Origin of the sequence: Lacrimispora sp., assembly GCF_046972725.1 — a bacterium.
In the GTDB taxonomy this organism is placed as follows: Bacteria; Bacillota; Clostridia; order Lachnospirales; family Lachnospiraceae; genus Lacrimispora.
In genome coordinates this window covers 190,949-205,091 of sequence record NZ_JBKVXF010000006.1, presented here as the reverse complement: position 1 = coordinate 205,091, position 14,143 = coordinate 190,949, and the positions used below count along the sequence as shown (strand labels likewise).

The following is a 14,143-nucleotide window of genomic DNA, read 5'->3' as shown; positions in this document are numbered from 1 at the left end:
CCATGTATGTTCGCAATGAAGAAGAATTTGGAGAAGCGATACGAGAGGGGAAGGATGGAATCGAACTAGAGGGAGATCTTGCATCTAAGGTGAAAAAGCTTTATAAGATTAACCTTACTCTTTGGAGCTTTTGTCTTGTTTGCCTTGCGGTTGCCATCATAGCGCTTATGCAGGTTCCCATAACAGGTGGCACCACCGGTATTGTTAGTCTGATTGTCGGGACGCCTGCAGCTGCAATTTTAGGAACCGAGGCTGCAGTGACAGCTGTTATGATAGGAGTAGCGGGCGGGGGCGTTGGTGTTTTAATTAAATTAAGGCAAGCTTACCGGATAGAAACCAGGAAAAATGGGCGTATTATTGTGTACCTTAAAAATTAGTCTTGTCTGTTTGGATTTTGTATAAGTATAAGGGATATTTGAAGAGATGACTTGCTGATGTTATAAGTGGGGGGATTATGCAGAGGAAATTTACAAGATGAATTGGAAGAACTGTTGAAAATGTTTCTGGAGCAGATATTTTCGAAATACTTATTATGATTTTTGTTGGTATGATGATTGAAACGAAAGGAAGAGGTGGAAATAAATAAGAAATGGAAGATATTATGTGATTGCAGAGATTTTTTTATTTTGAAGCAGAACGTAAGCCCTGGAGTGCTGGATTTATTTGAAAGGCAGATCAATGAATATCTGAATCTAAGTGAAATTACAGAAAGCTATCTGAATAATGTTCCTCTAAGCGTATGCTGGTATGAGGGGCTTGTTGACACAGAAATGTTGTTATTGGAAATGAAAGACTATGTATTTTTATGAAATGATTCTGTTTTAGCATTGAAGTATGTGCATTGCTTGGGTATAATAAAAGTAAGTGAAAATCTGTGAAGGGAGAAATATGTAAATGACTGTTTCAGAAAGATTGAAAGTAGTAGAAGATTTTGCAGCTGCTATAAGACAAAAGTATCCACAGACAGATCAGTATAATGTTCTGATATTTGGCAGCTTTCTTACGGAACGCTATACAGATGAATCTGACATAGACATAGGTATTTTCTCTATGATGCCTGGACTGACCTTTCGTCTATACTCCTTTACAAAAGATTATTTTGATCAATTAAATATTGACAGCGATGTAGTACGTATGAAACTGTCTGAATCTCAATATATTAATATTTCCATTGTAACGGGACAGAAATATGCTGTAACTGATTATTGCCCTGAAATGTTAATTGATTATACAAAAAAGATGATTGCGCGCTATGGAGATAATCCCCAGGAGATGATTGTGAAGCAGATGCGTCAGGAGGTCGGGGCATGAGTTCGTTTAATGAAGCGCTAAGAAAAGCCGGAATTGGTACAGATCAGAAGAATGATTATAATAAGAAAAAGAACGGTTTGTTTACGCTGGAACTGAAGCTTTATGAAATGAAAGACCATATAGCGGCTATGATAAGAATTTATCAGAAGTACCTGGAAGCAGAAGATGAAGATAAATTTGATTACATCGATAGCATGGCAAATCGTTATGGCTATATGGTAATTGCGTTTCAGGACATTATGACATGTATTGGAAAACTAAGTGATACAGGAAAGAAAATTGAAGCTTACAGCATAAGAAGGGCAATATCGGAATTTCAGGGTTTGTTTTCTGAAGAATGCCATTCTAGAAAATTGGATGATGCGGTGGCCTCTTTTGCTGACAGAAATGAGATCGTCCATGTATATGAGAATTATAAAGGAAACATGGAAACTGTACTGGAAAATGTTCAGAACTATAGGGATGAGTACCAAATAATCAACCATATTTTATGGAATTATTGCGAGAAAGAAAATATCTTGCAAAAGTAGTAGAAAATAATAGTTATATAGATAGGAAGTATCTTGTTTAAACACTGGATACTTCCTTTTTATTATGGAAAGGATCTAACGTATATGAAAAGTATGACTCAGGAAGAAAAGGTAATCAATATGATGAAGCGGCCTATTCCCAAGAAAAAAGTGGGAATTATAAAGCTGAAAATGATCCGGGAAGGAACGGCTGTCTATGGTACTCAGCGTTTTCATGAAGCAAAAGAGGCAGCAGAAATTGTAAGACCCCTTTTCGAATATTCAGATCGGGAAATTCTGATGGTTATGTCTTTGGACTCGGTAATGACACCTGTAGCTCTGGAGGTTGTGGCAGTGGGAGGTGTGAGTGCCTGTGCGGTAGACACCAGGGATTTATTTAAGCATGCGATTCTTTCAAATGCTTCAAAAATTATTTGCTTTCACAATCATCCTTCCGGAGAGCCGAAACCAAGTCGGGAAGATTCTCATATCACAGGTCGGATCAAGGAAGCTGGGGTATTGCTGGGAATCGAATTGCTTGATCATATTGTGATTGGATCAGAGGGCAGATATGTAAGTTTCCGGGAAGAAGGGATTGAGCCTTTTGGAATTTGGGGTGCGGCATGAATGTAGAGAAACACATTTTATTAGCTTTTATTTTGTATGATATATCCTCTAAAAGAGTTGTAAGCAGTTAACTGTCAGGGTATAATAGGAAGAGAAATGTTTTGTATGCTTCAATGATTTCATATTATCTTAGAGAGAATGTGGTGTTATGCCTGATCAGATGCAGAACTTACTTTTACAGTATGTGAAAGAGGTACAGAGAATATATGGAAGAGAGTTAAAATCAGTTGTTTTGTATGGCTCCTATGCCCGTGGTGATTTTCATGCGAGTTCGGACATCGATATTATGATTCTGGTGAATGCCGATGAGAGTGTCATAAAGGAGAAAGGCCGTATGCTCTCGGATATCACATTTGACTTTAATTTGGATCATGATATGCTGATTATGCCAATCGTAAAAAATATCTGCCATTTTCAGTATTGGTTACAGGCAGATCCCTTTTATCAAAATATAAAAAAAGAAGGGATTGAACTGTATGTTGCATAATAAAACAAACTGGCTTTTAAAAGACATAAAGATACAATCGCATGTTTTAATAAGTAATATGTAAAAACAGAAAAATCCCCAGGGTGCTTGGAAGATAGATCAGCAGAGCACAGGAAATTCGCCATGCCAGTGATTATGATGAGTTTTATATCGCATCAAGAGAAGAAGCTCAGGAGCAAATAGATGCAGCGGAATCATTTATGAATGCGGTAGAACAATATTTGAAAAGTTAAGATATGATATGGATTAGGGAGTACAGTTCATGTACTCTCTATAATTTTGGGCAAATTGGGTAAGGGGTGCTTTGCTGCTTGATAATTAATGACCGAAGAAAGGAAAATGTTATAATGAAAAAGTTAATTACAACAAATGGCTTATCTCATGAAGACTGGCTAAAATACAGAAAACAGGGAATCGGCGGATCTGATGCAGGTGCAATCTGCGGTCTTAATCCTTATGTCAGCCCTATGAGTGTTTTCTATGAAAAAACAAGATCAGAAGTAGAGGATTATGATAATGAATCCATGAGACAGGGGCGGGATCTGGAAGAATACGTTGCCCGGCGTTTTATGGAAGAGACAGGCTTAAAAGTAAGGCGGTCTAATGCCATGTATCAGAATGAAGAATATCCGTTTATGCTGGCAAATGTTGACCGCCTTATTTCAGGAGACAATATTGGGCTTGAATGCAAAACCGCCAGTGCCTATAATGCAGATAAATGGACCGGAGATTCTGTTCCTGCCCATTATGAAATCCAATGTCATCATTATATGGCGGTGACCGGGGCGAAGGCCTGGTATCTGGCTGTTGTAATATTGGGAAGGGAATTTAAGTATAAGAAGATTGAACGTGATGAGGAGTTGATTCAAAATCTGATTGCCATAGAAAAAGAATTCTGGGAGGGGCATGTTTTGCCAGGAAATATGCCGGATCCGGATGGCAGCGATATTTCAAATGAGGTTATTAACCGGTATTTTCCATCAGCGCTTAAAAAGACGATTCCTCTTCCGTCATACTTAAATGAGCAGTTAAAAAGAAGGGAAGAAATCATTCTTTTGGCAAAGAAATTGACACAGGAGCAGAATCAGATTGAACAGCAGCTTAAGCTTTATATGGGCGAATATGAAATGGCATTTAATGAGCACTATAAAGTTTCCTGGAGCAATGTGGATACGGTACGCATCGACAGTAAGCGGTTAAAAGAGGAACGACCGGATCTTTACCGGAACTTTGCCAAGAGCAGCCAGTCGAGGCGATTTACGGTCAGAGCTGCGTAATTGCTTGAGATTTAAAGCTGTAGAGGCTCAAGTTCAGCACTTAACATAATGCTTGTTTTGCTCAATGAATAAATGGAAATTGTACATGTATCGTTATCACGTTATAATAATGTAATAAAATCATGACGAGGAGGACGCACAGCGGAAGCAACCAGATCTTCATCTGATTTACAAAATAAGTATTTGGAGATATCAGCCTTAACGCGGGAATCCCAAGAACCAGTTTTTATTACGGTAAATGGTCGAGAGGATACCGTTTTGATGAGCCGTGTCCAGTATAAAAAATAAAAACTGAACTGGAATTGTGGAAAATATTGGCGGAAGCTCAGGCTGATGTGGATAACGAGAGCACTACTCCCATAAAGGGTACATTTTCGGATATCCTAAAAAATCTTTTAGTTAGGAAATCTCATGACCTGTAATCAAATAAGAATATAAAGATGGACAGTCAGGCAAATGATTTGGGTTTTTATAAGATGAAAGAGCGGAATCAAACAGAATTCTATATTCAGTCGTTGATTCCAGACGTGATTATGCTAATTAATATTTTGAGTGTTGATGAGAGGGATCGTCTTGCTGGATGCAGGATGGTCCTTTTTTAAATGATTAAATAAACTAAAATGAAAGGAATGAGAAAATGTCAGATGTAAAGCAGGAATTAGAGAAGAGGGCAGCAGGCGGCGGAGGTCAAAGTCAATCCGTCAGGCTGACAAAAAATATGACAATTGTTGATATGGTTAAGGCTCTTGAGCCGGAAATCAAACGGGCGCTTCCCAGTATTCTTACGCCAGAACGATTTACGCGTATGGCATTGTCTGCAATAAACAATACTCCTAAGCTGGGAGAATGTACTCCTATGAGCTTTATTGCGGCTTTAATAAATGCGGCTCAGCTAGGGCTGGAGCCAAATACGCCTCTGGGACAGGCATATTTAATTCCATATAAAAACAAAGGGGTATTGGAGTGTCAGTTTCAGCTGGGGTATCGAGGACTGATTGATCTGGCATATCGCAATGACAGGATGCAGAGCATTGAGGCTCAGGTGGTCTATGAAAATGATGAATTTTCTTATGAGTTGGGACTTCATCCGTCTTTGACTCATCGTCCATCTTTTGATGAGCCGGGAGAGATCCGGGCTTTCTATGCAATTTTCCGGCTGGATAATGGTGGTTTTCGTTTTGAAGTTATGAGCAAAAGCTATGTGGATGCCTATGCCACCCGCTATTCCAAGGCTTTCACCTCGGATTTCAGTCCATGGAAAAGTAATTATGAGGGGATGGCGAAAAAGACGGTGATTAAGCAGCTGTTAAAATATGCACCAATTAAGTCGGATTTTCAGAAAGCAATAACCTTGGATGAAACGGTGAAAACCCAGCTTTCCATTGATATGAGCGAGATCCGGAATGAGTGTCTGCCGGAAACATTGGAAAGCGGTGAGGTGGAATAAAAAAGAAAATTCGGAGTAATGGATACATTAAAAAAGGCACTGGCTAAATGTTTGTGCACTTGTTGTATTCCGCCATGTTTCTACAATATAATGGATTTACTTATAAGAAAGGGGTTATGGTATGTCAACGAATGAGACCTTGAAAATGTTATACAATGAATGCCTGAAATTAGATCTGAATGAGGCTACACAGTTAATCCTTGAGGCAGAAACGGAAGAAGAACAGGAATTTTATTCCATAGTCAGTGACTTTGTTCTTCAACAGAGGCAGAGAAAGGTAATTAGGGAGAATCGGTTTTGATAAAAAGATATTTTAAAGTTATGAGAAAGAAGAACCATTATGATGAAAGATAAGGATTTCAGTAATATATTTTGCTGAATGGATTTTGAATTAGAGTTGGACTATAGCCTCTTTATACTTATTAAACGAAGAATGGGCTGAGAGTCTCATTAATTTGCTTATGTAGTGACGATAGCAACAGCAGCATAAATTGATTTTGCAAAGGAAGCATCAAGCAGGTGCTTCTTTTTATGTATATAAAATTAACCAATGGAGGAAAAGCAAATGGATTACAATCAGTTTTTGGAGGAAGTCAGAACAGCAGTACAGGAAAGATTAGGGAGCAATTATGAAATCCGCATTCAGAAGATAACGAAAAATAATGGAATTGTCCTGGATGGGCTGATTATCGGTAAGGCAAGTAAAAATATCGCTCCCACAATTTACTTAAATTCATATTATATGCATTATACCCATGGTATGTCCCTGGAGGAAATTCTGGAAGATATTATATCTGCGTATAAAGAGAGCAATGACGTATCTTTTGGTGATACGAGAGAATTTTTGAATTTTAATAAACTAAGGGATAAGGTAGCTTTTAAGCTGATTCAGAGGGAAAAGAATCAGGAACTTTTAGAGGAGGTTCCATATATTGAATTTCTGGATCTTGCAGTGGTATTCTATCTGATTCTGGATGAGTACAAAGAAGGGCAAATGACAGCTTTGATTCATAACTCTCATTTGGAGCTGTGGGAAGTGGAGAAAGAAGAACTGTATTGTCTGGCAATGAAAAATACCCCCATATTGTTGCCTTCGGAAATTAAAACAATGAAAGAGATTATGTGTGATATATTGAAAGGACATTTAGAGGAATTGGAAATGAAGGAGATGGTAGATGATTTGCTTGATTTTGATTCGCAGAAGCCAGCCTTATATGTCCTTTCAAATAGAAAACAGATTAACGGTGCCGGGTGCATTTTATACAATGGGTGTTTGAAGAATTTCGCTGATTCTCAGAATTCCGATATTGTTATATTGCCGTCCAGCTTGCATGAGACTATATTGGTTCCTGATGATGGGCAGTTAGATTATGGGGAACTTCGGAAAATGGTTAGCGAGATAAATGAAAGTGATGTGCCGGAGGAAGATGTGTTGTCTGATAGGGTTTATAAGTATTCTCGGCATGATTGTAGTATTAGTCTTATAGAATAAAATTAGATTATTGTATGTCATTAATTGCTCCTATGGGTGAAAACCATAGGGGCAATTTTCAAACAAAATTTATTTTTTATAAAAGAGTAGATAGGATCATTATTATGGAGAATAATGTATGCTATAATGTTTACAGATTATTATTGTGAAGCGGGGAAGCGCAAAAAATGCTAGAACTTATGACAGGGAAAATGATCAAAATACCAGAGAAACAAGCATGGGGAAACGATCTAAATTGAGAAGGAAGGGGAAATAAAATGCAGAATTATGAGATAGAGGTAAAATCGTTTGGAAAGGTTTTACCTAAAACAGGAAATAATAAAAGAACACTTTATGAACATCAGAGAATGGCATTAGAGAATCTGAATCTGATTAATCAGAATTCGGATTATAGTACACTTCTTGTGCTTCCAACAGGAGGAGGAAAAACATATACTGCATCCACATGGCTTCTTAGGAATGCATTGGATCAGCATACAAAAATACTATGGTTGGCACACAGACAGATGCTTCTGGAGCAGGCAGCGGAATCTTTCCAGAAGTACGCCTATGCGGAGACGATTCCGCATATTTCATCCTATACATACCGGATTATCTCCGGGTCGCCATCCCATGACAGGACCATAGACATAGATCCATCTGATCAGTTGCTGATTGTAAGTAAGGATAGTATTGGACGGAACCTGAAAGCTCTGGATGTGTGGCTAAAAGGAGAAGAGGAAATTTTCCTTGTAATTGATGAGGCGCATCATTCTACAGCTAAAACATATAGAAAAGTGATAGAATATGTGAGATCAAAGGTTCCTCATGTAAAGCTATTTGGCCTGACGGCAACACCGTTCCGTACCGCAGAAAAAGAACAGGGTTTGCTCTCAAAAATCTATCAGGACGGTATTCAAAACGGGCAGGTAGTGCATGGTAATATCGGAATTACATATCAGATTGGATTGAAAGAATTGATCAACAGAAGGATTCTTTCAAAGCCCGTTTTTATCAGCCGTTTTACGGATGAAATATATGGGGATCTGCTTGGCGTAAATGATTGGGAAAGTATTCAGCATTTGGATGTGCTTCCAGATGATATTGCAGGTCAGATTGCAGACAGTGCTGCCAGAAACCGGTTGATTGTGGATACATATAAAGAAAAGTCTGTCGAGTATGGCCAGACCATTGTGTTTGCAGTCAATGTAACACATGCGATTACACTCTGTGCGCTTTTTAAGAAGGCAGGTATTAGGGCAGAGTATATTGTTTCTGATATTAAAGATTTAATTACGGGTGTAAGGATCAGCAGAGAGGATAATGAGAGAAAGATAGAGGCATACCGAAGCGGCTCTGTTCAGGTATTAATCAATGTGAATATTCTGACCGAGGGAATTGACCTTCCTCAGACAAAAACGGTATTTCTTGCAAGGCCAACTGTTTCAACCATTATGATGACACAAATGATTGGGCGTGCTTTGCGCGGAGAAGCTGCAGGAGGAACCGCAACGGCATATATTGTGTCTTTTATTGATAAATGGAATGAGCATATTGCGTGGGTGAACCCGGAATCCATTTTCATCGGAGAAAATGAATTTACAGAAAATGAATCTGACCATGTGAAACGGGAACTAAGAATGATTGCAATTTCCAAAATTGAGGAATTCGCATCAACGCTCGATGATTCAGTGGATACGACAGCATTGGAAAAGGTTCCGTTTGTGCGTAGAATCCCAGTCGGTATGTATGCATTCTCCTACTTGGAAGAAGATGGTGTGGATTCTTCTTATCAGGTCATGGTCTATGACAGTACAAAGGGAGCGTACGGAAAAATGATGACTGTGCTGCCGGAACTTTTTGCTGATTATGGAGTAACAGAGGAGTTCCCAGCTGCAGATGTGATTTATGAAATGGCAGAGCAGTGCAAGAATACAGTTTTTCTAGGAGAAATGGTTCCGCCTCTGGAGGAAACGGATCTGGAACGGATTTTAATGTACTATGCCCAGAATGATGAAGCTCCAAAGTTCTATACCTTTGATGATATTGACAGAGGACGCCTGGATGTTGGTGTGATTGCAAAACATATTTGGGATGAGGATATGGGGTGCAGAAAACAGGCGGAATACTTAGAAGGTATCTGGAATGACCAGGACGATAACATGCTGAAGCTTTTTTTTGGCAGAAAATTATACTTCTTACGTCAGGTAGAAATAGAACTGACAAAGTTGTCTGACCCGCATATTTATGATGAAGAGAATAATGTGAAGTTTGGAAAAAGAAAGCTGGAAGATCTTTCCCTTTACGAGATTGGAAAAATTGACCCGGAACTGGAAAAAGAACTTAGGGATAAGACATTTGAATGTGCAAAGGATACAGATGGAAATTTTACTTGTGCATGTTGCGGTAAAAAAGAGCATAATAGAATCTATTTCCAGGTTGATCATATTAATCCAATGAATCAAGGCGGAAAGAGTACTGCGGATAACCTACAGATACTATGCAGAACTTGTAATGGAATCAAGGGTGACCAGATATGAGAGAGCTTTTATACAGTAGTTTTGATTTGGCCTGCATCATTAACAGTATGGATCTAGGCGCACAGGAAACAGGGAGACTTTTGGAGGAATTGTTTCATAAAGACAGTTTTTTCCTTGAGTGTGATTATCGAAATAACAAGAGAAGGCTGTATCTGGATGTACACTATTGGCTTGATTATCTATCAGATAAGCCGACGATTGAACAAGAGTTTCCGTCCATTCAAAAAGATTTTAGCGCATTTGGAAAAAAGATTGCCGAAGATGCTTTTATCACAGAATATTTTGATCTGGATCTGTTATTTAAGAAGATGCGACTGCAGTTGCTATTTTTGGGTAGCCAGGATTTTGTCCGTATGAAATTAAGAACTATGCTTCGTGCTTATGGGTATAAGAGAAGGTCAGAAAAATTGCTTAAATATCTAAGAGACAGTCTGCTGTTTTATCATATTGAAACCTATGTGCGTGGTGGAGTAGAGTGCAGTATTAGTGAAATCGGACTGGATGAAATGATCACGTTTCGGATATGTGGGTAGTTAAAGATTAAATTAGAAAATTAAAAAGGCAGATGGTTGTATGTAAAGTTATATATCTTAGTAGACTATTGATTCCATGAAAATTTTTTACGAATTGATTTGTGAGTTGTAACTTAGGTTACTTTATTATATAATTTATATAATTATACCATAAAAATGGGATGTGAAACATGGGAGATAAAGAAACAGGATCTTTTTATACTCCACTGGAATTAGTAAAGTATATGGTGGAATATGTTCAAAAAAGAGTAAAAATGGAATATATATTAGAACCATCAATCGGTGATGGTAGATTTATAGAGACCTTAGTACATGAGTGCAAGGAAATTATGGCTATTGAAATTGATAGAGAAAAGGTTTTTAATGCTTCAAATAAGTGGAAAAACAAAGTATCCTATCATTGTGGTGACTTTATAGAATATGCTTTAAATAGTAATAAAAAATATCAACTGATTATTGGTAATCCACCATATATAAGTAAAAAAAACTTAAATGACATACAGAGAATGAGAACTTTAGAAATTCTTGATTTTTTTTCTTTACCTGAGTCATTATCGCAAAATTTATGGGTTGCGTTTATTTTAGCATCATTAAAATTACTAGATTCAGATGGTACCATTTTTTTCGTATTGCCATTTGAATTTTTACAAGTACAATATGCTGAAAAGTTAAGAATTTTTCTTGAAAGTAAATTTAATACTATAGAGATAACTACTTTTAAAGAGAGAGTTTTTGAAGGTATAGAACAAGACATCTGTTTGGTTTATTTGTCAAATGAAAATAATGATAAACCATACATACAATATAGAACAATTAAAAACTTGAGTTTTACAAAACCGATTTTTGAAAGTATCATAAAAAGAAATAAACCACTGAAGAAATGGTCAAATTGTATATTAAATGATGATGAAACAGAATTTTTGAAACAACTCTCTAGACGATATGTTAAAATTAATGATATTGGAGATATATCACCAGGAATAGTTACAGGTGCAAATTCTTTTTTTGTATGTAATAGAATGCAAATGTCTAAATTAAGAATGAAAAATATTAATCTTAAGATTATTTCTAAAAGTGCTGATTTGTTAAATAGATTTATATTTACTAAAGATGATTTTAAATACTTAGCAAAAATGAATAAAAGGGCATATCTACTCAACTTAAATAACATAGATAGAAATAAATTTACAAATGATCTAATATCATATATTAAGACTGGAGAAGATAATAAAATTAATGAAAGATATAAATGTTCGATTAGAGCACGATGGTATGATGTACCTATCATTAGAAGTGGTTCAGTTTTCTTTTTTAAACGCTATAATCATTATCCTCGTATTATTATAAATGAGGCTAATGTTTACACTACAGATATTGCTTATAATATACGATTTTACGACCAGTATGATTCAAAATCGTTTGCTTTTTGTTTTTATAATTCCTTAACAATGGCTCTATGTGAATATAATGGAAGATTTTATGGTGGTGGTGTAGGAGAGTTGGTTCCATCTGAATTTAAGGAACTTAGAGTCCCATATAAAAAGATTGATGAGATTGACATTTTAAGTCTAGATAAGATGATACGTGCTAATACATCTTTTTCAGAAATAATTAATTTTGTTGATGATATAGTTTTAGATGTGTCTAATGAAGAAAAAGAAGTATTACATAATATAAGAGAAAAATTTATTCAGAGACGTTTAGGCAAGGAGGATGATTAATGAAAGACTATGAAATAATTGAAGAAGCTAGTTTTCGATTTAGTCCGAGGTTTAGCCAGCTAATAGGTAGAAACTTAATTTCAAATCCTATTGTTGCAGTTTCAGAGTTAGTTAAAAATTCATATGACGCGGATGCAAATAAAATAGAAGTGATTTTTAATAATTTGACTAATAGCGAATCTATGTTAACTATATTGGATGATGGAACTGGCATGTCTTTAACGGATTTAAAGAATAAATGGTTAGTTGTGGGAACTGATAATAAGGTTACAGATAGATTTACAGAAACTGGACGTAGAAAGCTAGGAGAAAAAGGAATTGGTAGGTTTTCTGTAGAGAGATTAGCTCGTCAGGTACTTTTAAAAACCAAGCGAGAAAATGATACTTATGAGTTAGAGCTAGCAATAAATTGGGATGATTACGAAAATGCAAATGGGGAGTTTTCTGATGTAAAACATCAAATCAGAAAATTGCCTTCAGAAAAAGGGAAAAAGGGAACTAGCTTAGCTCTAGTAGGTCTTCGTGATATATGGAATGAAGATACTTTGATAAATTTACGTAAAGAATTAAACTTAATTCGTCCAATAGATTTAAATAAAGTGTCATTTAAAACATATAGTTTTCCGGGTGATAATGTAAATATACAATTAAAAGCTTTAGATTTTGGGGTTAACTACAAAGCTTTAGATTTGGGATTTATTGAATTTTATCAGGCGCATCTATTTGGGGAGATATATAAAGATGGTAGTGCCTTAATAAGAGTAGTTATAAGGCCGAGTGTTAGTATTAGTAAAGAGTTAATGGAAGAATCAATTTCTTACGATCCCAAATCAAAAGAAATAGATACTTCATGTGGACCTCTAAGCTTTGAAGTATTTGCATTTATGAGAGATAAACGTTTGTATAGAAGTTTGGATATAGATAGAGATAAATTAACTAATTTATTAGATAATTATTGTGGTGTGAAAATTTATAGAGATGGTTTTAGAATACTACCATTTGGCGATGAAGAAGATGATTGGTTAGAACTTAATGCATCTAGAGCATCATCACCAGAGCATCGTCTGGGAACAGGTAATACCATTGGCGTTGTGAATATAACACGGGATGATAATCCAGGTCTACAAGATGTGTTAAGTAGAGAAAATATGTATGATACAGTTGAATTTAAAGCTTTAAAAAAGTTCATAAATATTGCATTTGAAAAATATTCTAAAATGCAAATAAAAGCGAGAAAAGAAGCTGATCGGAGTAAAGAGGAAAAAGGGAAAGCAGTATTAACGGAAGCTAAAAAGTCTGTTGCAGCACTTACAAAACAAGTGAATTTTATACAAAGAAAAGTAGTAGAATTTAATGATATTACCGATAATAAAGAAAAGGAGTCGAGAATTGCTTCTTTAAATAAAAATTTAACACAGTTATTAAGTACAGCTGAATCCTCTTTAGATATCGTTAAAAATGCATACACTTTTTATAAAATGCAAGATAGTTTTAAGAGTAGAGAGATGCAAATATATAGAAATATTGCTACTTTGGGCATAAGTGCAGCTATGTTTGGCCACGAAGCGCTTAACCAGACTACAGATGCAAAAGCCATATGTCTGGATATAAAGGATGATTTTGAAGAAATTCTATACCATAATAAAGAATTAAGTGATCAAGTTTCACTGTTGCTTAAAGATATTGAATTAATTGATGAAAAGGCTGATTTTTTTAGAAATTATCTTCGTAAAGATAAACAGGATAGAGCAAAACTAATTAATATAAGAAAAATATTATATGACATTTTAGGACAGCATAAGAAAGCTTTTAAATCAATTAATGTTCAGCCACAAATTCAATGTGAGCTAATAGATGAGGAATTGTTAACGTGGGGATATGAAGGGGACTTTGCAACATTATTTTCTAATTTAATTACTAATGCATATAAAGCATTGAGGCAACCTACTGATAATAAATATTTGGTATTTAAATATTTTAAAGATTCCTCGAATTTTACTATTTTAGTGGAAAATAATGGTGCCGTAATTGAACTAGAAGATCGTAGTAGAATCTTTGAGCCACTATTTTCTACATATTCAGAAGGTACGGGGTTAGGCCTAACTATAATTCAAGACACACTCATTACTTATAAAGGTACAATAGATTTATGTGATAAATATCCGGAGACATTATTTAAAATAGTGATTCCGATTCAAATGTCTCCAGGGGGAAATTAAG

15 protein-coding genes are annotated in these 14,143 nt (G+C 35.9%); all 15 read left to right on the top strand.

Features of this window, described 5'->3' with window-relative positions; translation table 11 throughout:
• Nucleotides 1–2 precede the first annotated feature (2 nt).
• The 15 genes from ACLTWA_RS18075 (at nucleotide 3) to ACLTWA_RS18005 (ending at nucleotide 14,142) form a co-directional block, all read left to right on the top strand.
• On the top strand, nucleotides 3–377 hold the full coding sequence (locus ACLTWA_RS18075) for a hypothetical protein (RefSeq protein WP_412329298.1): 375 nt from the start codon (nucleotides 3–5) through the stop codon (nucleotides 375–377).
• 249 nt (nucleotides 378–626) lie between these two features.
• The gene (locus ACLTWA_RS18070; protein ID WP_412329297.1) at nucleotides 627–809 is read left to right on the top strand and encodes a hypothetical protein; all 183 of its coding nucleotides are present in this window, start codon (nucleotides 627–629) and stop codon (nucleotides 807–809) included.
• Between the two features lie 85 nt (nucleotides 810–894).
• Nucleotides 895–1,311 carry a nucleotidyltransferase family protein gene (locus ACLTWA_RS18065; protein WP_412329296.1) on the top strand — a complete coding sequence of 139 codons (417 nt, stop codon included), beginning with the start codon at nucleotides 895–897 and terminating at the stop codon, nucleotides 1,309–1,311.
• Nucleotides 1,308–1,841, top strand: coding sequence for a hypothetical protein (locus tag ACLTWA_RS18060; RefSeq protein ID WP_412329295.1), 534 nt, complete (start codon nucleotides 1,308–1,310; stop codon nucleotides 1,839–1,841). The genes ACLTWA_RS18065 and ACLTWA_RS18060 overlap by 4 nt, the downstream gene beginning before the upstream one ends.
• Nucleotides 1,842–1,925: 84 nt before the next feature.
• On the top strand, nucleotides 1,926–2,447 hold the full coding sequence (locus ACLTWA_RS18055; protein WP_412329294.1) for a JAB domain-containing protein: 522 nt from the start codon (nucleotides 1,926–1,928) through the stop codon (nucleotides 2,445–2,447).
• Nucleotides 2,448–2,595: 148 nt separating this feature from the next.
• On the top strand, nucleotides 2,596–2,934 hold the full coding sequence (locus ACLTWA_RS18050) for a nucleotidyltransferase domain-containing protein (RefSeq protein WP_412329293.1): 339 nt from the start codon (nucleotides 2,596–2,598) through the stop codon (nucleotides 2,932–2,934).
• 347 nt (nucleotides 2,935–3,281) lie between these two features.
• Nucleotides 3,282–4,211, top strand: a complete 930-nt coding sequence (locus tag ACLTWA_RS18045; protein WP_412329292.1) for a YqaJ viral recombinase family protein — start codon at nucleotides 3,282–3,284, stop codon at nucleotides 4,209–4,211.
• A gap of 183 nt (nucleotides 4,212–4,394) precedes the next feature.
• The gene (locus ACLTWA_RS18040) at nucleotides 4,395–4,499 is read left to right on the top strand and encodes a type II toxin-antitoxin system prevent-host-death family antitoxin (RefSeq protein ID WP_412329291.1); all 105 of its coding nucleotides are present in this window, start codon (nucleotides 4,395–4,397) and stop codon (nucleotides 4,497–4,499) included.
• Between the two features lie 349 nt (nucleotides 4,500–4,848).
• Nucleotides 4,849–5,658: a recombinase RecT gene (locus tag ACLTWA_RS18035; protein WP_412329290.1), complete on the top strand. Its 810-nt coding sequence runs from the start codon at nucleotides 4,849–4,851 to the stop codon at nucleotides 5,656–5,658.
• A gap of 121 nt (nucleotides 5,659–5,779) precedes the next feature.
• Nucleotides 5,780–5,959 carry a hypothetical protein gene (locus ACLTWA_RS18030; protein WP_412329289.1) on the top strand — a complete coding sequence of 60 codons (180 nt, stop codon included), beginning with the start codon at nucleotides 5,780–5,782 and terminating at the stop codon, nucleotides 5,957–5,959.
• Between the two features lie 264 nt (nucleotides 5,960–6,223).
• A complete protein-coding gene (locus ACLTWA_RS18025) occupies nucleotides 6,224–7,150 on the top strand; it encodes a DUF5688 family protein (RefSeq protein ID WP_412329288.1) in 927 nt (308 codons plus the stop codon).
• A 257-nt stretch (nucleotides 7,151–7,407) separates the two neighbouring features.
• Nucleotides 7,408–9,669 carry a DEAD/DEAH box helicase family protein gene (locus ACLTWA_RS18020; protein ID WP_412329287.1) on the top strand — a complete coding sequence of 754 codons (2,262 nt, stop codon included), beginning with the start codon at nucleotides 7,408–7,410 and terminating at the stop codon, nucleotides 9,667–9,669.
• Entirely contained in the window at nucleotides 9,666–10,202 is a 537-nt protein-coding gene (locus ACLTWA_RS18015) for a hypothetical protein (protein ID WP_412329286.1), read from the top strand. The genes ACLTWA_RS18020 and ACLTWA_RS18015 overlap by 4 nt, the downstream gene beginning before the upstream one ends.
• Nucleotides 10,203–10,372: 170 nt before the next feature.
• Nucleotides 10,373–11,923, top strand: coding sequence for an Eco57I restriction-modification methylase domain-containing protein (locus ACLTWA_RS18010; protein WP_412329285.1), 1,551 nt, complete (start codon nucleotides 10,373–10,375; stop codon nucleotides 11,921–11,923).
• Nucleotides 11,923–14,142 (top strand): ATP-binding protein, encoded by a 2,220-nt coding sequence (locus ACLTWA_RS18005; RefSeq protein ID WP_412329284.1) that lies wholly within the window; start codon nucleotides 11,923–11,925, stop codon nucleotides 14,140–14,142. Before ACLTWA_RS18010 ends, ACLTWA_RS18005 begins: the two co-directional genes overlap by 1 nt.
• The last annotated feature ends 1 nt before the right edge of the window (nucleotide 14,143 follow it).